The following is a 20,049-nucleotide window of genomic DNA, read 5'->3' as shown; positions in this document are numbered from 1 at the left end:
GATGGTACCCACGGCGTCGAGAGAAGAAAAACAGACAGAGATCCTTAAAGCTGCAATCCGTGTGTTTTCTAAACACGGCTTCGACGGCGCAAAGATGGAGTATATCGCCAAAGAGGCGGGGATTGGTAAAGGTACAGTCTACGAGTACTTTGAAAGTAAAGATCGCTTATTTGAAGAAATACTCAAATTCAGTGTGGATCAATTTAGAATAGGCTTAAAAGAAAGCATGGATCAGGGGGAAACCATCGAGGAAAAAATTCTCAACTGCTCACACTTCCTCGCCCAGTTTCTAAACCATCATATGGAATTTGTCCATATTGCCATGCAGGTTAAAATCCTTTCTGAGGAAATTCGAGTCCATCACATGGCAGCTCAGTCAATTATCATCGAGTATTACAAAGAGATGCTTAAAGAGGCCAAGGCCAAAGGGCAATTACGGCCTGATCTCGATGACGAATTAGCAACCTGTTGTATCATGGGTACTCTGGATCAATTTTGTATGCAGAGGATTTTTATAAAACCACGACCCTTAGAGGACAAAGATCATCAGGCAATGGTCGACGTGATATTAACCGGGCTAAGATAAGAAAGCTCCGCCGAAAGAAAGCTCCGCCGAAAATCGGCGGAGCTTTCGTGTTAGGGGGACGGTCCTTTTAACACGCTTTTCTACTCTCTGAAAAATCTCCTGAATAATCCTCTGATGAATCTCTATGAATTTGGAGAAGTTAACTGAGGTAAGGATACAGCAGGATTCTCTCTAGAGGGATTTGAAAGTGATCTATAAAATGCATGATTTAGACAGCTCTCCTCTAGAGTTGTGGATAAAGCTCTGGCCCTGGAGGGAATAAAGTAAGAGGCATCTTTTAACCCTAACATTAGACGATAGCGTTTGTTGAGAATTCCATATTGGGTTTCAGCGAGCAGAAGCTCGAGTACGGCAATTTCTACATATTCTGGAGCCGCATAGTCCAAGCGGTTCCAGGCGTGCTCCATTTTTTCTCTAGTTTCTTCGATTTCCGCAAGCAGGCGTTCCTCCTCGCTGAGCGGGGGATCTTCAGGGGGAGATAACGACAATAATAGGTTTTTAATAAAAGCCTTCAAGTTGTCAACCTCACCTCACTTACAATAATCGACAAAACAAAAGATGAGACTAATCTATCTTTGCTCAGTCATAATAGTATATGTATGCAACAGTAGCATATGACAAATAAGGAAAAAGCATTCTGCCACTATTAAGCATTTAAGCAGGTAGTTATAAAACCCACCTTAATTGGGAAAGACTAGAAATAGTCTATAACAAGAGGTGATTTTTATTTTATTACCACACCGACGATGTCGGAAGTCTTTGGCGATTTTCCTATGTGGGATAATGTGTTTGTGTTTATGGCAGGCCAATATCTATCCTGCTCTAGGACTCGGGAGCAAAATCGTTAACAATGATAATAACGGGATCTATGCAAATTCGTCAACTACCATGAAGATAGCGGTTCAGCGTGGTGAAACTCTTTGGCATTTAGCAGAAAGGTATCAAACGTCGGTTGATGAACTCGTAAAATTTAACCGGATAAAAAGTCCTGATCAAATTCGGGAGGGACAGACCTTATGGGTTCCCAACCCAATCGTTCACAAAAAACCTGAGTATCTCCAGCCCAGGGATGTTAAGGAGTATACAAAGGAAGTCGTAGCAGTTTCAACTACCCCGGTAATCTCTGACAAGAAAGTAAGAGAAGTTGCCGAAGACACGCCGTGGTGGGTTAATATCTTACGAAGTATCCCAGTGTTAGCAACAGTTTATAAACAAGAGTCCAGAGTTGCTGATTCAAGCCAACTGTCTTCCGAACAACCGAAATCAGATATTCAGACATATGAGATAATTGTATCTCAAGACACAAAGAAAGTTGACAAACAGGTTAGCCAGCTCCCTGATCCTAAAGACAACAGTCAAATTCACTCCCGTGGTTTGGGACGTCTGGTCTCCAAAGAGGAAGTAGAGCTATTGAGTCGGGTCATCTACGGAGAAGCTCGCGGAGAAGATTTCTTAGGGCAAGTAGCTGTCGGAGCGGTTGTACTTAATCGACTCAAGGATCCCCGTTTTCCTAAAACAATCAAAGGAATTGTCTACCAATCCGGAGCTTTTACAGCGGTTGACGATCGGCAAATTCATTTGGATCCCGATGATCAAGCCTACAAAGCAGCCGAAGCCGCTCTATCTGGCCTGGACCCGACAAACGGGGCAATCTTTTACTACAACCCACAAACAGCTACGGACAAATGGATTAAGAGTCGTACTGTCATCAAACGGATTGGCAACCATACTTTTAGTATTTAGGCGGACTTGTATGAGCCATCGTTCTGTCATACATTCGCAGAGCAAACTAACCGTTCAAGCTCCCGGCTTTGTGGAGAGGGGTTCATCCTTCGGCACGATAGTATTGTTTTGAAGAACCCGCCTACGGCGATAATCTCCACTGGAGACTATCGTGCCAGATGAGCCATCCGCAGGCCATGGATGGCCAAGTGTCCCTGTAGCCTACGAAAACAATGTTTTCGCACGGGTTACCCTTCTTAAAAGACACTGTCTTCACACGAATTAGCCTTCTTGCAGGACGGCGAGAAGGGACCTTGGCTCACTGGCGGCAGTGTACATCCTTGTACACTGCCCCATCTGGGGTCGGTCGCTTAAACGGAAGTTTGCTTTTCTACTTATGTATAGACGTCACGCTGTCTCATACTGCGTTCTGGGCTTGGAGAACAGAGAGAATGTTCGAAAATACCTGTTTTATGAGCACAATAATAAGTGCAGAAACAAAGAGAGGTCCCACAACCAAAAAGTTCTGGGGCCTCTCTTTAATTTACTCGGTTAACTTAACCCGTCTCATGCTTAGGCTGCTCATTCCCACGATGCAAGGTGAAGAAAGCGATTTCGGGGGGAACATTAAAACGGAGAGGAATCATACTTTCGCCAATGCCCGTATTGATATATAAGGGTACTCCATTAATGACATGATATCCCTCATAAAACCCTAGATCTCCCAGGTAGGTATTAGTGATTAGCGGGCCGAATCCCGGCAGACGGATTTGACCGCCATGGGTATGGCCTGTAAGTAGAAGATCTGCTCCGTGTTTTGCCACATCGTCCAGGCAATCTGAAGAATGAGCCAAGGCTAAGCGAAAGGGAGAGTTGGATAGAGTTGACTGGGCAGATAGCACCTTTTGGTAGGCTAAATCTACTTCATCATGCGCAGTTGCCGGGTCATCAATTCCAATAACCCAAAGATTAAGCTGTTTGAGAAAAATGGCATCATTCAGCAACGGAATCCAGCCCAGGGTTTCAAACTCCTGGAGGTAGCGTTTCAAAAGAGTCCGAGATAAATGACTATAATCGTTGTTACCCATAACCACATAATTTCCGAAAGGAGCAGTCAGCCCACTGAGATAGGGTGCTAATTTATCCAAATCCGTCCTGGTTGAAATAATATCCCCTGTTATTACCAGGAGGTCAGGCTTTTGAGTCATCACACTTTGCTGGATTTTTTCCGGAGAAATCCGTAAGCTTTCAAGGTGCAAATCGCTCAGCTGGCAAATGGTTTTTCCCTCTAGAGCCAAGGGCAGATTTGGGTAAGAGAGATCCCATTTTTGGAGTTTTAAAGAAAGAGTATCAAATTCTGCCCAGCCCAGAGCCCCAGCTCCCGCAACAGGAACAGAACTAAGCAGCCAGTGGTGTGCAATAAAACCGCCAATTTTTTGGAAGAAACTGCGGCGAGATATTGTTTTGGCAAGAGGTGTTGATTTCTTAGCCATTAAATTCTCCTTTCAGAACCCTTCAATACTCACTATCATATCATGAGATAAAAGCACATTGAAGTGAATAAAGGAGGGAGCATAATGAGGTTCGTTGGGGATAAGCCTAATAATCCTTATGAGCCCATCGGACAGCAGGGGTTCCCTAGTCAATTACCCAATGGTCAATTTGGCTCGGGATACTCTCCGGGTGCGATACGCAATACCCTAGGTTCAGGACTCAAAGCCAGTGGAGTTTTTCAAAAGGATGGACAAATTCATAACTTACGAGGCGGTTTCATAGGAGCTAAGCAGCCACCCGGACAAGGAAAACAGTGGCAAGGTCCGATTCAGGGACAGCAAGGTGGTTTTAATCCAAACATGGGTTACATGCCGGAACAAGGTTACAATCAAGGGATGCCCTATAATCAAGGTCAAGCGAGGCAGCTTATTTTGCAAGCTGCCCAGGCAGGGATAAACGGTAATGGCGTGGCAACGATATCACCTGATAATACTTTTCTTCTTATAGCTAATCTGCCCGTGCCCCAAACCTACCTGGGTTTTGGCCAACCGGGGGTATATGCAGCATATCTGGTCGATGAAAAAGGGAAGAGCGGATTTTTGGTGGGAACCTTACGTCAGGTTGGCACCGGAGTTTATCGTGCTCATTTTCAAAGCCCTGTCCCCCTTCATCACTACGACCGGGTGGTAGTCTCTGCAGAAAATCCTGCCCACCTGGCACAAGCCCCCAATGGTCCCTTAATCCTAAAAGTTAAAGACCCTATGGGTGTGATGACATTTCTGCGCCCGGTAAAGTCAACGGCTACCTCTATTTGGGGTAAGATTACAGGCTTGTTTAGCAATAAGGAAAAGCCTCCAATTAATCCGGAAGTGGCTCCTATATATCCCGAAGCGCCTCCCATGAGTCCGGAGCTAATGCAATCCTTGAATCAGATGGGAGTGAATCCTGAAGCCGATGCCCCCTCGCTGCCGCCAACAAACCCTCCCATGGGCGGTTCATAGTCAGGTTAAAAGAGCGGAGGGCTTAAATCTCAGTAGAAGGTAAAATAGATTAGAAATATAATTGTTAAATATTTAGGCTGTAACAAAACTCGTTCTGAGTTTTGTTACAGCCTTCATTAATTATTCTGATCTGAAAAAGCATCCTGACAAGGTACGGTTTTGTCGGGCTCTGGGGAGCACTTTTTAGCTGTTCTAACTTGTGGAATATAAGCAGAATTTTGAGGGGCTCAGGTAAGGTTTCGCAGAAATTAGGCGTGTTCAGCAGCTTTCACAATCTGATGGTTCCGCCTAAGTAGTGGTATGAATGCCCGGAAAAAGCCCCAAAACATACTTAAGAATAATAGACCCAAGAGACAGGGCGGCTTCGATCCACAGGAGTGAACCCATTGCATGGAGAGGCGGTAAAGCCCACAAGCTGACCTGGGGAAGCGCAGCCACGGGTTCACCTCAGGTACTACCCAGAGGTTTGGCACGAAAGTGTCCGGTACGATAGTCTCCAGCGGAGAGTATCGCCGAAGCCGTGATCCCTTAAGGAATCCCTACCGGCGTAGGATACATTTTCGCTGAAGCGGCTATCTCCAAAGAATACTCATCCGCTGAAGATCGCTCCCAGGTCAGCGAGTGGGCGAGCCTTGGAGTGCTGGGTGACGAAGACACTGCTGCAAGAAGGTTTAACCCGTGCGAAGACAGTGTCTTCGTCGCACGAATTAGCTTTCTTGCAGGATGTGGACGAAGCCGCCCAGTCCCAAGCGACCCTATTGCTCGTTAAGCAAAGCCCTATAAAAGTATCTGAATAAAGATTAGAAACAGAAGCAAGACAAATGTGCTTATTGTCACGACGATCCCTAAGCTCATATAGGTTATATTAGCCAAGATAACATCAGAAAAGAAAGCAATAAATAAGAACACAGTACAGGCCAGAAGACCGGTTCCAAGCGTCGGATACTCCAGAAGAGGTACAAGGCGCTTGAAACCATAATCCCAAGACTTCAGAACGGTTGAACTCAAAGGCGGGTTTGAACAGGCCCTAGTTGGGGGGGGGGAACTCCTCGGAGATAATCTCGATTTAAACGGCCACGACATAGAAGACCCCTCCCTCGGCGAGACTTACAGTAGTATTGACCTTTGAACCATCTCCGTTGGGAGTCCCGACGCCTGCTCTTTCAATAAAGAATTGAGCAATCAGTAAACTAACAGCAATAATTAGGTTTCCCGGGACACCTGGAACTTCGAACAAAGGAACGTTAAATGATGTGTCAGGGCTGCCATCAAAGGGGGCAAAGGGGGCAGAGATAATTAATGAGACACTTAAGTTATCAGGAAAAAGGGGTTCATCTAGGCCTACTGGGCCAAAGCCTTGCCCCGGGATGGATTGTTGAGGTGCAGGCAGAGGAATTTCCCCCTTGATGGCAGCTTGGATTAGTTGGTTCAATTGGGGCATGGTCAGAGTTATCGGGTATTGACCCGATGGTGGGCGATTTGGAATAGGTGGGTGGGCCAGGGAACGTTTAAAGAGAAAGGCCATAAGAATATCTACGCCTGCCACGATCATTGCGGCAAACTGAAGTTTTGTTTTCGCCAATGGAAATATCATAGAACTAACAGGACAAAAGAAGAGGTTTCGGCGGATGGGGCTTGTCACTAAGATTGAAAAGGAAAAAGGAGTCGCCGGGAAAGGTGGCAAGCATTCAGGATGATTAATAACGGCGTTCCTCCTTTCTGCTAATCATCAGAACCAAGTGCATATAGTTACCCATCCCCCTAAGACGATGACAATTAGAAAGGCAATTAAGGTGACTGGATGCGTAATGTCGTTAATAAAATGTGGTCCCTGATATCCGGGGGGCCTCATCTCTTACTACCTTTCACAAGATTAGAGGGTAGGGGGGAGTTTAATCCCTTTTAACATATCAGGCGAGATTTGCATCTTTTCCATTACGTTTCCGCCACTTATTTTGTCGAGAATTTGTTGAGCCATGCCTTTCAATTCTTCTGGAATTGGCAGGTCATTAGCAGACGGCATCCCATGCATCGCTGTAGTCAGGGTTAGGTTTACCATAGCCATTAGTTTTTCATAGCTTTGCTGTTGAATAAAGTAGGCTTTAATAAGAGGATATCTGTTCATTAATCTAACCTTAAGATCAAGAAGGGAAATAGTGTCTTTTTCGGGGGCGATTTTACTAATCATTTGAGTGGTTACAATCCCGCGTTCCTTTTCCTGGTACTGAGCAAACGCTTCCTTGCTGGCTGGATCAGCCATAATGGCAGCCTCAGCAGCTTTTAATTCCTGTACTTCGGGAGTTTGGGACAGGGCTTCCCCCAGTTCGCGGGCCTTGTCAATGTAATTCATAGGGCTACCTCCTTTTTTCCTACTACAAAATATGCGTTTGAATGCATACTGGTGTATAACGCATGCACCTGATCGGCAAAGAATGCCTGTAGAAAGAAGAAGGAAAGTAGTCGAGGATGTAGAATATTGATAAAGGAAGGAGGAATATTAATGCGTACGTATCGGTTGGAAATACGCTTAATTCAAGTGGCAGTGGGGCTAGCCCTTATTGTCTTGATCGCGGGCTTTACAGGGTTTTGGGGCGAGGGTGCTAAGGTGTCGAATGTTCCGGAGAATTCGAACCAATCAGAAACTGATTCAACACTAAGCAATCCCAAGATTGTTGCCTTAGGAGACTCCTTTACTTTAGGATATCCTTTAGACCCGGAAAAAGATTCTTGGACAACAACTTTGGCAGAGGTTCTTAAGGTGACCGTGGTGAATAAGGGAAAGACAATGCAAAATGCCAAGAACCTATTAGATCGTTTTGACACAGACGTTGTTGCCGAAAAGCCCGGTAGAGTCATTATATTTGCCGGAATCGGAGATGCCCTGCAAGAGGTGCCCCTCACAGAAATCCAGAAGAATATCAAAGCGATTGTGGAAAAAGCAAAAGCTAATCATATTACCCCAATCTTGGCGTTGCCAATCGGCTACCCGGGGGTTCGCGATAGTATTGAAGAGATTCGAGAGTGGGAATTGGGGTACGCTCAAGAGGAGGAAATCTTAACTTTAGATTTTTCCAATCCCTTGTTTGATTCGGAAGGCAAATATAAAGACGGTTTAACCATTGATGGAAAGTATCCAAACGCTAAAGGATATAAGGCCATGGGGAATTATGCTGCTCAAGTTTTGAAGTAAATTAACAATAAAATAATCATTTTAACTGGTTGGTTCCCTACCTGTTAGAAAAGAATAGTATAAATAGAGAATAATAGATGCCTAAAAAACCATAATTGTTTGTGCAAAAAGTAAGGACGTAACGAGATTGTATTTTTCGTTGCGTCCTTATTTTGTGTGGGAAAAACGACAAAATGCTGTTTAGCAACGCCGATGAGCTAACATCCCGTGGAGAGTAGCTTAAGGCCAACTGAACCAGTGTGTTACTCCCCCGTCAGGGAAGAAAGGCCAAATGGTGCACCGGTGCACCATTTGACTTTAACGTGCGCCACGGTTTTTGACGCCAAGGCTGTTTTTTTACCATTATAGCCCTGCTTTTGCTTACATCTAAATTACGCTGGGAGCATCAGACTGATCAAGGCAAAAGCAATAAATCCTATGGTCCCACCCAGTAAGGCATAACGGGGATGTCGCTCCCGGGAAAGGGGCATTAGTTCCGCGAAAACCAGTAAGGTCATAGCGCCGGCTGCAAAGGCCAGAAAAAAGGCCAGGGAATTTTGGACACTTTCCAAAGCGATAAGGCCCATTATGGCCCCCAGGGGGGTAAAAAAGGCAATTCCGATGTTGAGAAGAAGAATCTTCCACCAACGGATCTGAGCCATTTTTAAGGGAGCTGTTGTTGCCATTCCCTCGGGAAGATTATGTAATGTAATACCAAAGGCGATCAAAAATCCCAGTCCCGGAGCAGCCTCTTGGCTAACCGCTATGGCCATTCCTTCGGGGATATCGTGTAAGGCAATTCCTGTTGCGACGAGAAGTCCGGTTCTTTTAAGACGTTGTCTTCTGGACAAGGGAAGAGTATTTGAAGTGGTATTGAGACGAATGTCTGCCAAGTACATAAATATCAGACCCAGGACAAACCCCAAGCCCACTTGATATGGCGGACCAACTTCCCAGGCCTCCGGAAGCAAATCGACACTCACCACCGCCAGCATCACTCCGCCGGCACCAGCTAACAGGGAGGCTAAAATACGCTCTTTTGGCTTCCCAAACATTAAGACCAGCAGGCTGCCTAATGTTGTGGCCAATCCGGCTATCATACTAATCCAGACAATCTCCAAAATGTCGTTCATAAGGAACTCCTTTCTACGAATCATCGGATACACATATTTATGGCCGAAAAGGGTTCTTTATACTGATCTCAAAATTTGTCCCTTAGAATAATATAATTTGCTTGCCTACTTTGTTTAAACCTTCACATTCCTGGACAGGCTTTGTATAGAGAAAGAATGTCGGAGAGGGGTTCGGAAATGAAGGTTCGGTTTATTGCCTTAACAATTATACTTAGTATGATAGGAATTATGGCTTTTGGAGTACTTCGGGAACCTATTCTCGTGGGAATTGCCAAAGAAGATACACTGGGCAAAGAAGAGACACTGGCTCAGACACCGGATCAATTAATTCGTTTTCACGTACTGGCTAATTCAGATAGTGAGGAAGATCAAGCTTTAAAGAGAGCGGTCAGAGATGCAATCTTGAAGGAATTGTCACCTCAGTTGGCTGCTGCTCGTTCTTTAGAAGAATCTCGGGAAATTGTCCAAAGGATTAGACCTGACATGGAAGAGATTGCACTTTCGGTAATTCATTCATGGAATAAAAGCTACACGGTTCACACAGATTACGGGCATTTTCCCTTTCCCACTAAATCCTATGGAACCCTGGTGCTGCCTGCCGGGCAATATGAAGCACTTCGAGTGGTGATTGGTGAGGGACAAGGATCGAATTGGTGGTGTGTGCTATTTCCGGCCCTTTGTTTTGTAGATATCGAGAATTCCACCGCAGTTCAAGTGGATGGAAAAAGTCAGACAGAATATGCCTTGAAAAGCCCGCCCAAGGTGCGCTTATTCTTCTGGGAGAAGATAAAAGAATTCTTGATCTAGTGTGAGATTTAGGTGTCAAGAGAAATTGGCTCTTATTATAGATCATCTCAGATCTTTTTTGCCGGAACCTGTACTATTTTTTTGGACAAAGCATAAAGTTAAAAAAGAAGAATAGAAGACTTCAGCGCGAGAAGTAATCTTCTTCTACAAGCCTTTAATTTGTCAGAGGAAGGGGCAGAAATTATGAAAGTACGGGTTCGGAATTTTAGTCTTCTGGGAGTAGTTTTACTCAGCTTGATCCTGATGACCGGCTGTGGAACGCTAGAAACACTTGTGAAAAAGGATGGAGCCTCAACTCCATTGGCTGACTGGATAGGATCAAACGCGGATAAAGAAACGACAATTCCCGCATCAACCACAACAGGAGAAGGAAAGGTCGTAGCCCTTTATTATCCTGATGCCAGTGGAAAGTATCTACTCAAGGAAGAGCGAACCTTGCCAAAAACAGTGAGCCTCGCCAGAGAGACAGTTGTTCAATGGCTAAAAGGTCCCTCGGGAAATGATTTGCTAGCCTCGGTTTCTACAACTACAACTTTGCGAGATATTGCCATCAGAGACAATGTGGTTATTGTAGATTTAAGTAAAGAGTTCTTGCAGCCTAACTCTAAAGTAGCCCCTGAGATTGCGCTGTATGGCTTAGTTAATACCTTGACCCAGTTTTCCACAATAAAGCAAGTTCAAATTCGGGTCGATGGTCAACCCATCAGTAAATATGGAACCATTGACGCATCAAATTTGGTCTACAAAGCCAATCTGGTTAAGACAGAGGCTTCGGGAAAAACGGTGACTCCCAATACCGGAACTGGAAATTCAGGTTTAGGGATAGTAGTCCCGGATAATAATAACGACAGTACTAATAGTGGTAATAACAGTAACAGCAGCACTAATAGTAGTAATAAGAATAGTAGTAATATTGAAAGCAAGACTAACGGAGCTCTCAAAGATTCTCCCAGTTCAATTAATCTCTTTAATTATCCTCCAAGTTCAACCTGACCAAAGTATGAATTTAGATGAGCGATGAAATGAATAGTCTCTCGGAATTTGAAAAAATAGCCACAACTTGATTTCAATAAGTTGTGGCTATTTTCATTAAAGCATTTCTAAAAGAATAAGGTTGCTTATATAAAAAGTAATTAGTAAGGAAGTCATCAGGGGAAATTGCTTTACATGAAAATAGCATTAATTAAAACTCTGGAGGCCTTGTAAATAGCGGGGGCATCCTTATAATTAGCAGATTTTCAACACAGTTTTAGCAAAAAATTAGCATCAGAATATTTATTTCTACGGATAAAAATTTGCAAAAATCCTGCGATTCGCTGTGCTAAAAATGTGCTATTCCTGTTTATTTGGTCTCAAAAATGTCAAAAGACCCAACTGCAATTTTGTAGGGGTAAACGGCTTTATCTCAAGTAAACTTTTATAACAATTAGGCTAATGGGAAGTTTATGAGCAATATATTAAACTAGAATATGAGAATATTAAATTAGACTTTGGTCTCCAAAGGTAAAATATACGAACAGGTTCGCATTAAGTCAATTAGACATATAATTAGGGAAGTTCGTAAAGAACCGTTATACGAAACCGTACGAAATGACGCCGTGCCTCCATGCGCGGATTTTCTTGGGGAAACTATGGATTATGTATTGATAGCTTATTACAAAAGACCCCTATTATTTTCTTTGTTTCATGGAAAGTTAGCTTGACATATAAATTATTAGGTGTTATCTTGATGTAAAGCATGCTTTCCACAATTTAAGAAAGGGATGTAATTTTGAAAAATAGATTAGAAGAAATTCGAAAACAGCAAGGAATTAAACAAGAAGAATTGGCGTCTGCTTTAGAAGTATCTAGACAGACAATTGGTTCATTAGAGAATGGTCGATACAATCCATCTATTATATTAGCATTTAAAATAGCACGATATTTTGATATGCCAATCGAAGAAATTTTCATTTATGAGGAGGAATAATAATGCTAAAGAAAACGTCATTTTATGTCTTTAAACTTTTATTGGGAATTGGACTGATCGGTACAAGTTTTTTGTTTTGGGCAGAAGGTAAAAATATCTCAGCAGTTTTGATTGGGATTGGACTGTCATTATTGGGTAGCAGTCTTTTTTATTTATATACGAATTACGTCCAGCAAAAACACCCTAAAATTAAGAAGCAGCTTGAAATTGAATTTAATGATGAACGCAATAAAATAATTCAGAACAGAGCAAAGGCAAGTGCGGCTGATATTACCCAGTGGTTTATCCTAGGATTAGCATATGTTATGATTTTATTTGATTATCCATTATGGCTATTTGGAATTACCGTTGGAATTTTCCTTTTATATTACCTAATATCAATTTTCTTTGCGGTTAAATATCAAAAAGAAATGTAAGATTCATTCAAGGGGCCGCCGTCCGTGACGATGCTAGTTCTATTTATTTTTTATATACTAAAAAATTTAGAGATAGCTTGGATTTGAGCAATGCTAAAATCCAGGCTATTTTTGTGTTGGAATCGCGTGAATCGCCATGATGAAAATCTGCTAAAATACTGTGTTCTTGGGTGCGATTTTTTAATTTTTCACTCCAAAACTGAACCCCTTAACTTAAATATTAGATGGTTTCATTACACAAAAATCGAACGATATTTAAAGAGGAAATCGAGCTAATATATGCAATAAATAGAGTAATATGAAGACGTTCAGCTTTAAATGAACGAGTAGTTTATATTAGACTAGAATGCTTGCTTAGTTCTAAACAGTATTTTAGCCAACTTGGTTATTTTATACTGAATATTATCCTAAACTGTGATAATATAGAATTGTTATAATATTTCGGAAATTGGAGGTGGGATGACTGGCAAACGAGGAAATAATAAAGCAGCTGGAGGAAACCTTGAGACGAGCTAATGCAATTTTGTTTAAGCGTGGCCGATCGGTTCTAGTAGATATGGATATTTCTGAGCTTCAGTTCAATGCACTTTTATGCATTCGAGAATATGGGCCTTTAACTATGGGTGATCTATGTAAAAACTTATATGTAGCATGCAGTACAGCAACGGATTTAGCAGATCGAATGGAATTTGCAGGGCTTGTCGAACGTGTACGAGCTGAAAAGGATCGGAGAGTAGTCGCGCTTCACTTGTTATCAAGAGGGAATGAAGCACTGGATGCAGTAATCGCAGAAAGACAAAAATTTATCAGCGAAATCATCAAAGATTATACCGATGAAGAATACGAAGAACTGTCTCGCAGCTCAAAACTCCTTGCTGAGAAAATGGAATTAGTAGAAGTTTAACTCTCGAAAATCGCCCTCGTTTAAGAAGTCTTAAGCGAGGGCATTATTATTGATAATAATTAAGGGGCGAATTGCCAAGAGAACACTTTAGTGAAGTTCACGGTAAAGCGAGTGCGGATACTGAAGGTCCAATTGCGCCCAGGTTCACATCGCAGAGCGGCCCAGAGGTTGGCGCAATTCCTTCAGCATCCAACGAGCGAGCGAACGTAACGAGTGTGAACGGGCAATCGGCCCCTTACTTTCTCTATCCAAAGAAAACCAAAACCGTTCTCCCCGTTCCTCGCCCCCTTCGTTTGACCAGAAATTAAGGGGCGAATTGCCAAGAGAACACTTTAGTGAAGTTCACGGTAAAGCGAATGCCGATGCTGAAGGGCCAATTGCGCCCAGGTTCACATCGTAGAGCGACCCAGAGGTTGGCGCAATTCCTTCAGCATCCAATGAGCCAGTGAACGCAACGAGTGTGAACGGGCAATTCGCCCCTTACTTTCTTATTTCTTCATAAAATCTTCAAAACTTTCCTAGATACATCCCAAAGATTAACGTTATACTTATATCAACAACAAAAGGGGAAAAGTGGTGGCATGAAAATGAAGATTGTTTTAGTCGATGATGAACCGGAAATTCTAACCCTCGTGAGGGATTACCTCTCGCGGGAAGGATATAACGCCCTAACTGCAGTCAATGGAGTAGAAGGGATGGAGCTTATCGAACGGGAAAAGCCGGATCTTGTCTTGCTGGATTGGATGCTTCCGGGAATAAGTGGGCTGGACATGTGCAAACGTTTGCGTGAAACCAGTACCATACCGATTATCATGCTGACGGCAAAATCCGAGGAAATTGATCGAGTTCTTGGCTTAGAGTTTGGTGCTGACGACTATATTGTTAAACCATTTAGCCTTCGGGAATTAGTCGCTCGAATCAAAACTGTACTTCGCCGCTCATCAGGGGGTTCACAGGAATACACCTCTTCAGTAATAATTCGAGGAGAGATTAGCTTAGACGTCTCCAGTCATAAGGTCTTAAAGCGGGGGCAGGAAGTCCTTCTAACGCCTACAGAATTTAACATACTGCATTTACTTGCTACACGCCCGGGAACTGTCTACAGTCGTCTGCAGCTTTTACGGCAGGCCATGGGGGAAGAATATCTTTACTATGAACGCTCCATTGATACCCACGTCTCCAACCTGCGTAAGAAAATTGAGGACAACCCCAGCGAGCCAAAGTATATTGAAACCGTTTTTGGCGTGGGCTATCGGTTTGGTGAAGACTTGTGACTTTACGCAGGAAGTTTATTATCAGCTTAATAGGCATGGTTTTTTTTATGGCTGTTTTTTTTACAGCTATTGCCTTAATCACAACCCAATCTTTACTTGGGCATGCGGAAACCTATGTCCAACAAGCCTATGGTGAAAGCTGGAAGCGGCTTTTAAGTGGCTACTATGAAGCTCATAACAGCTGGGATGGAGTTCAGGGGTATATCACCAAAGTTAGCGAGGCAGAACGCCGGTTTGGGCCGAATTTTGAAGGTGTTGATCTGGAAGGGAGGCCGCGGCTTTTTGTCGTTGGAGTTCCCCCGGAACAAACTATTCCCGGACAGGACTTGAGAATAAGAACACGACGTGAAGGCCCGCCCTTTTGGGTATTTGATCTGGAGAGTAAGGTTGTAGGGGACTCAGCGAATGAAGACCTAGGTAAGACTATTTCGCAATTACCCAACAGTAATAAAATCCCCAAGCAATGGGAAGAGATCAAGGTTAAGGAACAGACAGTAGGGTATTATTGGCAGGAAACCCCGATAGTTGCAGGTACCAATAATCGATTGGCCAAAACCATTGGAACCTCGATTATTCAAGCTATGCTTATTGGTTTAGGGCTTACATCCTTTGTAGCCTTAATCTTGGGAATGTTATTAACCCGGCATTTTACGAAACCCCTTAATCATTTGATGAAAGCTGTTCGCAATGTAGGGAATGGGGATTTGTCCTCCAGAGTTGATGTCAAGGGCAACGGAGATATTGCAATCTTAGCTCAAGACTTTAATCGAATGACGGAACAATTAGCTCGCAACGAGGAAGTACGTCGCAACATGGTGGCAGATATTGCTCATGAATTGCGCACACCGCTTTCAGTCATCCTCGGAAAACTTGAATCAATCCAAGAAGGGGTTTTACCCTCAACTCCGGAAACCATTCTACCTATACAAGATGAAACCTTAAGACTTATTCGCTTAGTACGGGATCTCCAACAGTTAAATCTTGCGGAAGCGGGAAAATTACCCATGTCTTCAAAACCGGTAAATCTAAGGAAGTTAGTAGAACGGATCACAGAGCAATTTGCCATTGAATTCGAGGAGCGAGAATTAGTTGTCGAGATCAAGGGAGAGGCACCGGATATTACAGGGGATCCCGACCGCCTGACTCAAGTCTTTGTTAATCTAATTGGCAATGCCCTTTTACATACCCCCCCAGGCGGATGTCTACACGTGACCTTAGCGGAGATAGAACGGTATGCTGAAGAAGGGAAATTGGCCGAAAGGAACACACATCGTTTACGAGATGTCTTCCAGCGTAAAGTAGATAAGCTAGAGAAGCAAGAGAAACTTAAAAAACCAGAAAAACATGAGAAACTTAAGAAACTGAATGATTCGGGAAGAATGCCTGAACAAGCTGCAGAAGGGAATCCAAAAGTGTTTAAGAGTAAGGATAACTTAAAATTAAATAGTTGGGTTCAAGTAACGGTAGAAGACTCTGGGGAAGGTATTCCCCAAGAAGAACTGGAGCATATTTTTAATCGCTTTTATCGAGTTGATAAAGCCCGAGAGCGAGAGAGCGGTGGAACCGGGTTAGGACTGGCTATTGCCAAAGAATTTATCCAAGCCCATGGGGGGGCAATCGAAGTAAAAAGTACCCTGGGAGAAGGAAGCTGTTTTAAAATCTTATTGCCCGTAAGGCAGAAAGGCAATACTTCTATTCAGTAAAATCCCGGCATTCTTCAGCAAATACTCAGCGGAACCTGACAAGATCTTAAGAAGTTTATCGTCGTTTGATCATATTACTGTGATATTCTGATTTAGGAAAATTTAACCGGTATTTAAAGACGTTTTATTCTTCCTTCTATATTAATGGAGTTTCTATTAAATGAGAGATTCCTATCTTAGTCGCTTCGGAGTGGACGCCTATTATGAGTTTCATGGAGATGGGGACTGGGATTAGTTTGTCTCAGTCGGGCTTTACGCCCACTGTTTGAGAATACATAAAAGAGGAGAGAGCGTATGAACAAAAAATGGGTGACCATCGGGGTTTTGAGTGTTTTGGTCTTAGGAGGAGGATATTGGGGCTATAAAAAGTTTACGGCCAAACCAGTAATGTTAACGAGTATTACAGCAAAGGCTAAAATGGGAGATGTTAGCAGGGTTATCACGGCAACCGGAACCGTTAATTATCCCCAGTCCATACCGTTGCAGTTTTCCAACAATGGAGATGTGACTAGGGGACAGGTGGTAGAGCTGAATTTCAAGGTGGGAGATACCGTTCAAAAAGGCCAAGTTCTCGCTAAAATTGATGAAACAAACCTTAGAGCGGATGTTGTTCAGCAGCAAGCCAATTTGGCAGTGGCCCAGGCTAAGCTTCAATCTCTTTATGATAGCTATAATCAACAAACAAAGGCTCAAGCTCGGTCAGAACTTGCCAAAGCACAGAAGAATTTGACTGCAGCCCAGCAGGATGCGGATTCGGCCTATCTGGCAAACCAAGTCACCTTAGCTAATGAGAAAGTTAAACAGGCTAGTGATGTTTTAGCTAAGGCGCAGCGGAACGGAGAAACTTCATCCATTCAGTCTGCTCAAAACTCTTTAAATGATGCTTTATCTGCCTTAACAACAGCCAAAAATGCCCAAAATGGAGGAGCAGCAAAGGCCTTAGAAGCGGCACAAGCGGATGTGGCCGCTGCTGAATACAAAATGAATCAGCAAGAGGCGGGGCCGACAGCTGCTGATATTGCATCGTCGCAAGCTAATGTAACCCAAGCCCGGGCTCAACTTGATAGTGTAGAGGCTAAGTTGTCAGGAGCGACTATTGTTGCCCCAACGGATGCTATTATTATTGATTCCAATTTACAGCTGTATCAGTATACAAGCGAGGATTCCAAGATTACCATTACTCCCTCAGGATCCACCGGAAGTAGTCTTGAAGTAAATGCCTCTATTGACCAGGCTGATATTGCCCAAGTTAAAGTAGGACAGAAAGTGGACATTACCCTTGATGCCTATGCGGATGATCATAGTACGGGAGTCGTAAGCTTGGTTGCTCCTCAAGGAACAACCACTTCCAACGTTACAACCTTTGAAGTTACAGTAGCAGTAGAACAAGCCAGCGATAAGCTGCGGTCGGGAATGAACGCTAATATTGATATTATGGTAGAAGAAGCCAAGAACGTTCTAACCGTTCCCAGTGAGGCAGTTAAAACCAGGGGCGACAAAAAAGGGGTCATGGTTCCTGGCTCAGACCCAGCTAAATCCGGACAGACCGGAGCCAATGGTCAATTTGTTCCGGTAGAATTTGGCTTGGACGATGGTGAAAATATCGAGGTTAAAAGTGGGATAGAGGAAGGGCAAGAGGTTATTACTATAGTTGGTGGTTCAACCGCCACAGCAGCGAAATCTTCAGGAGGACTTAGAATAGGTGGAGGAGGGGCAGCAGCCGGCGGCCCACCCCCGGGAACAAGGTAAGAGAATGATCCGTCTCTGAATTTTTCAGATAGAGGAGGGATGTTATTTGATAACGCTAAAAGGAATCAAAAAGATCTATGCTAATGGGGATATTAAAGTTGCGGCCTTAGGCGGCGTGGATTTGCACGTAGGGGAAGGCGAATTCGTTTCCATCATGGGACCTTCCGGGTCGGGCAAGTCGACGATGATGAATATACTTGGCTGTTTAGACACTCCCACTGAGGGTGAATACTACCTTGATGGAACTGATGTGGCAAAGGCCAGCGGTGATGAATTATCCGTAATTCGCAATCGTAAGATCGGCTTTGTATTTCAAGGCTTTAATTTGCTCCCTCGAACCATGGCTGTTGAAAACGTAGAGCTCCCCCTGCTTTATGCAGGAGTGGGTACTAAGGAAAGACGTACTCGCGCTGTTGCAGCGTTGGAATCCGTCGGCCTCGGCACACGAATTCATCACCGTCCTAAAGAACTATCCGGTGGACAACAGCAGCGGGTAGCTATTGCTCGAGCCCTTGTCACGAAGCCTTCAATCATCTTAGCGGATGAGCCTACGGGGAACCTGGATAGTCGATCGAGTGAAGAGGTTATGGCCATTTTCCAGCGTCTCCATGCCGAGGGAAATACTATTATCATAGTAACCCATGAACCGGATATTGCAGAGTTTACCCAGCGGATTGTTCGTTTTCGAGACGGTCACATTGAAGGGGATGAGATCGTAGAAAATCCCCGCCAGGCACAAGTGCAAACCGAGGAGGGAAGAGCAGAGTGAACTTTTTAGAAAGTATCCGAGTCTCTCTCAGAGCTTTGCGAGCCAACAAACTAAGATCCATGTTGACTATGCTCGGGATTATCATTGGAGTTGCTGCGGTGATTGCCATGGTCGGAATCGGGAACGGTGCAACGGCTTCAATTACATCACAGATTCAGGGCATGGGGTCAAACTTGCTGACAATTAGCCCCGGCCAGTCAAATACCGGAGGGGTTAAAGGCGGAGTGGGCAGCTCCTCCAGTTTAGACATGACCGACGTTTCTAAGATTCGAGTCGGGACGGCTGTGAAAGCAGTTGCTCCCGTTACTAATGCTAGCGCCCAAGTAGTCTTAGGAAGTGGGAACACCTCTACCAGCATTAATGGTACCACTGCAGACTATGAAACCATCAAAAATGTTACAATTGCCCGGGGACGGTATATCACTGAAGAAGATGTGAATAAGAGCGCAAGAGTAGCTGTTCTCGGTCCAACCGTTGTGGAAAACCTGCTGGGAGATGCCAATGGGGATATTATTGGCAAGAACATAAAAATCAATAATGTACCTTTTCAAGTCATTGGTGTGACGACTGCAACAGGGTCGACGGGATTTCAAAGTAGTGATGACATGATCACTGCTCCTATTTCAACGGTTCAGGCTCGCTTGATCGGGAAAAAGACGGTGCGTAATATTCTGGTTTCTGCTTCATCTGAGGATCTTATGCAGACTGCTCAGAACGAAATTACTGCGGCTTTACGCAAGGCCCATAATCTTCAGGAGGGTAAAGCTGATGACTTTAGAGTTCAGAATCAGGCGGACATGTTAGAAACTATGCAAAGTGTTACGCAGACTCTAACCATGCTCCTGGGTGGAATTGCCGGGATTTCTCTGTTGGTTGGAGGAATCGGAATCATGAATATCATGCTTGTCTCAGTAACGGAGCGAACCCGGGAGATTGGAATCAGGAAAGCCATTGGAGCTAAAAGTACGGATATTCTTCTCCAGTTTCTTATCGAAGCCGTCGTACTGAGTATCTTAGGCGGAGGAATAGGCATTGCCCTGGGGTATGGAGGATCAAACCTAGTCGGGAAGGCCTTATCCATGAGTACCAGTATTTCTCTAGCTTCAGTGGTAATGGCTTTTGGTTTCTCCGCAGGTATAGGAATTATTTTCGGTGTTTTCCCGGCACGTAAAGCAGCCGCCATGGATCCTATCGATGCTTTAAGGTTTGAATAAGGGGTCTTGCAAGTAAGAGGACAATTGCCCGTTCACACACGTTTCGTTCCCTGGCTCGTTAGATGCTGAAGGAATTGCGCCAAACCTCTGGGTCGCTCAAGGAAGTGAACCTGGGCGCAATAATCCCCTCAGCATCGGC

At 44.0% G+C, this 20,049-nt stretch carries 20 protein-coding genes; 14 read left to right on the top strand and 6 right to left on the bottom strand.

Features of this window, described 5'->3' with window-relative positions; translation table 11 throughout:
- Window position 1: 1 nt before the first annotated feature.
- Entirely contained in the window at window positions 2–586 is a 585-nt protein-coding gene (locus DESMER_RS20665) for a TetR/AcrR family transcriptional regulator (RefSeq protein ID WP_014905015.1), read from the top strand.
- A 122-nt stretch (window positions 587–708) separates the two neighbouring features.
- Here the strand turns inward: DESMER_RS20665 and DESMER_RS20660 are convergent, their stop codons facing one another.
- Window positions 709–1,101 (bottom strand): hypothetical protein, encoded by a 393-nt coding sequence (locus DESMER_RS20660; protein ID WP_014905014.1) that lies wholly within the window; start codon window positions 1,099–1,101, stop codon window positions 709–711.
- A 268-nt stretch (window positions 1,102–1,369) separates the two neighbouring features.
- On the opposite strand from DESMER_RS20660, the gene DESMER_RS20655 reads away from it, so the two are divergent.
- Window positions 1,370–2,329, top strand: a complete 960-nt coding sequence (locus DESMER_RS20655) for a cell wall hydrolase (protein WP_083856520.1) — start codon at window positions 1,370–1,372, stop codon at window positions 2,327–2,329.
- Between the two features lie 536 nt (window positions 2,330–2,865).
- On the opposite strand, the gene DESMER_RS20650 is transcribed toward DESMER_RS20655, so the two are convergent.
- Window positions 2,866–3,801, bottom strand: a complete 936-nt coding sequence (locus DESMER_RS20650; RefSeq protein WP_014905012.1) for a metallophosphoesterase — start codon at window positions 3,799–3,801, stop codon at window positions 2,866–2,868.
- Window positions 3,802–3,885: 84 nt separating this feature from the next.
- Between DESMER_RS20650 and DESMER_RS20645 the strand changes: the two genes are divergently transcribed.
- Window positions 3,886–4,803: a hypothetical protein gene (locus DESMER_RS20645; RefSeq protein ID WP_014905011.1), complete on the top strand. Its 918-nt coding sequence runs from the start codon at window positions 3,886–3,888 to the stop codon at window positions 4,801–4,803.
- Window positions 4,804–5,580: 777 nt separating this feature from the next.
- Here DESMER_RS20645 and DESMER_RS20640 read toward each other — a convergent pair.
- The 3 genes from DESMER_RS20640 to DESMER_RS20630 all read right to left on the bottom strand — a co-directional run bounded on the left by DESMER_RS20640 (window position 5,581) and on the right by DESMER_RS20630 (window position 7,153).
- On the bottom strand, window positions 5,581–5,886 hold the full coding sequence (locus tag DESMER_RS20640) for a hypothetical protein (RefSeq protein WP_014905010.1): 306 nt from the start codon (window positions 5,884–5,886) through the stop codon (window positions 5,581–5,583).
- A complete protein-coding gene (locus DESMER_RS20635; RefSeq protein WP_427854266.1) occupies window positions 5,870–6,385 on the bottom strand; it encodes a hypothetical protein in 516 nt (171 codons plus the stop codon). Before DESMER_RS20635 ends, DESMER_RS20640 begins: the two co-directional genes overlap by 17 nt.
- A 291-nt stretch (window positions 6,386–6,676) precedes the next feature.
- A complete protein-coding gene (locus tag DESMER_RS20630; RefSeq protein WP_014905008.1) occupies window positions 6,677–7,153 on the bottom strand; it encodes a YlbF/YmcA family competence regulator in 477 nt (158 codons plus the stop codon).
- Window positions 7,154–7,303: 150 nt separating this feature from the next.
- On the opposite strand from DESMER_RS20630, the gene DESMER_RS20625 reads away from it, so the two are divergent.
- Window positions 7,304–7,993, top strand: coding sequence for a GDSL-type esterase/lipase family protein (locus DESMER_RS20625; protein WP_014905007.1), 690 nt, complete (start codon window positions 7,304–7,306; stop codon window positions 7,991–7,993).
- A gap of 371 nt (window positions 7,994–8,364) precedes the next feature.
- Here the strand turns inward: DESMER_RS20625 and DESMER_RS20620 are convergent, their stop codons facing one another.
- Window positions 8,365–9,105, bottom strand: coding sequence for a ZIP family metal transporter (locus tag DESMER_RS20620; RefSeq protein ID WP_014905006.1), 741 nt, complete (start codon window positions 9,103–9,105; stop codon window positions 8,365–8,367).
- Window positions 9,106–9,282: 177 nt separating this feature from the next.
- Here DESMER_RS20620 and spoIIR point away from each other — a divergent pair, with 177 nt between their 5' ends.
- The 10 genes from spoIIR to DESMER_RS20570 all read left to right on the top strand — a co-directional run bounded on the left by spoIIR (window position 9,283) and on the right by DESMER_RS20570 (window position 19,910).
- On the top strand, window positions 9,283–9,912 hold the full coding sequence (gene spoIIR / locus DESMER_RS20615; protein ID WP_014905005.1) for a stage II sporulation protein R: 630 nt from the start codon (window positions 9,283–9,285) through the stop codon (window positions 9,910–9,912).
- 183 nt (window positions 9,913–10,095) lie between these two features.
- Window positions 10,096–10,905: a GerMN domain-containing protein gene (locus DESMER_RS20610; protein ID WP_014905004.1), complete on the top strand. Its 810-nt coding sequence runs from the start codon at window positions 10,096–10,098 to the stop codon at window positions 10,903–10,905.
- A gap of 778 nt (window positions 10,906–11,683) precedes the next feature.
- The gene (locus DESMER_RS20605; protein ID WP_014905003.1) at window positions 11,684–11,881 is read left to right on the top strand and encodes a helix-turn-helix transcriptional regulator; all 198 of its coding nucleotides are present in this window, start codon (window positions 11,684–11,686) and stop codon (window positions 11,879–11,881) included.
- Between the two features lie 2 nt (window positions 11,882–11,883).
- Window positions 11,884–12,297 carry a DUF2178 domain-containing protein gene (locus tag DESMER_RS20600; RefSeq protein WP_014905002.1) on the top strand — a complete coding sequence of 138 codons (414 nt, stop codon included), beginning with the start codon at window positions 11,884–11,886 and terminating at the stop codon, window positions 12,295–12,297.
- A 502-nt stretch (window positions 12,298–12,799) separates the two neighbouring features.
- On the top strand, window positions 12,800–13,201 hold the full coding sequence (locus DESMER_RS20595) for a MarR family winged helix-turn-helix transcriptional regulator (protein ID WP_242831014.1): 402 nt from the start codon (window positions 12,800–12,802) through the stop codon (window positions 13,199–13,201).
- Window positions 13,202–13,788: 587 nt separating this feature from the next.
- Window positions 13,789–14,475 (top strand): response regulator transcription factor, encoded by a 687-nt coding sequence (locus DESMER_RS20590; protein ID WP_014905000.1) that lies wholly within the window; start codon window positions 13,789–13,791, stop codon window positions 14,473–14,475.
- Window positions 14,472–16,178 carry a HAMP domain-containing sensor histidine kinase gene (locus DESMER_RS20585; RefSeq protein ID WP_014904999.1) on the top strand — a complete coding sequence of 569 codons (1,707 nt, stop codon included), beginning with the start codon at window positions 14,472–14,474 and terminating at the stop codon, window positions 16,176–16,178. Before DESMER_RS20590 ends, DESMER_RS20585 begins: the two co-directional genes overlap by 4 nt.
- 294 nt (window positions 16,179–16,472) lie before the next feature.
- Entirely contained in the window at window positions 16,473–17,927 is a 1,455-nt protein-coding gene (locus DESMER_RS20580; RefSeq protein WP_014904998.1) for an efflux RND transporter periplasmic adaptor subunit, read from the top strand.
- A 46-nt stretch (window positions 17,928–17,973) separates the two neighbouring features.
- Window positions 17,974–18,696: an ABC transporter ATP-binding protein gene (locus tag DESMER_RS20575; RefSeq protein ID WP_014904997.1), complete on the top strand. Its 723-nt coding sequence runs from the start codon at window positions 17,974–17,976 to the stop codon at window positions 18,694–18,696.
- The gene (locus DESMER_RS20570; RefSeq protein WP_014904996.1) at window positions 18,693–19,910 is read left to right on the top strand and encodes an ABC transporter permease; all 1,218 of its coding nucleotides are present in this window, start codon (window positions 18,693–18,695) and stop codon (window positions 19,908–19,910) included. Before DESMER_RS20575 ends, DESMER_RS20570 begins: the two co-directional genes overlap by 4 nt.
- Window positions 19,911–20,049 lie beyond the last annotated feature (139 nt).

The sequence above is a fragment of the Desulfosporosinus meridiei DSM 13257 genome (genome assembly GCF_000231385.2).
GTDB classification, from domain to species: Bacteria; Bacillota; Desulfitobacteriia; order Desulfitobacteriales; family Desulfitobacteriaceae; genus Desulfosporosinus; species Desulfosporosinus meridiei.
The sequence above is the reverse complement of the archived record's forward strand: the minus strand, read 5'-3'. Positions and strand labels throughout refer to the sequence as shown.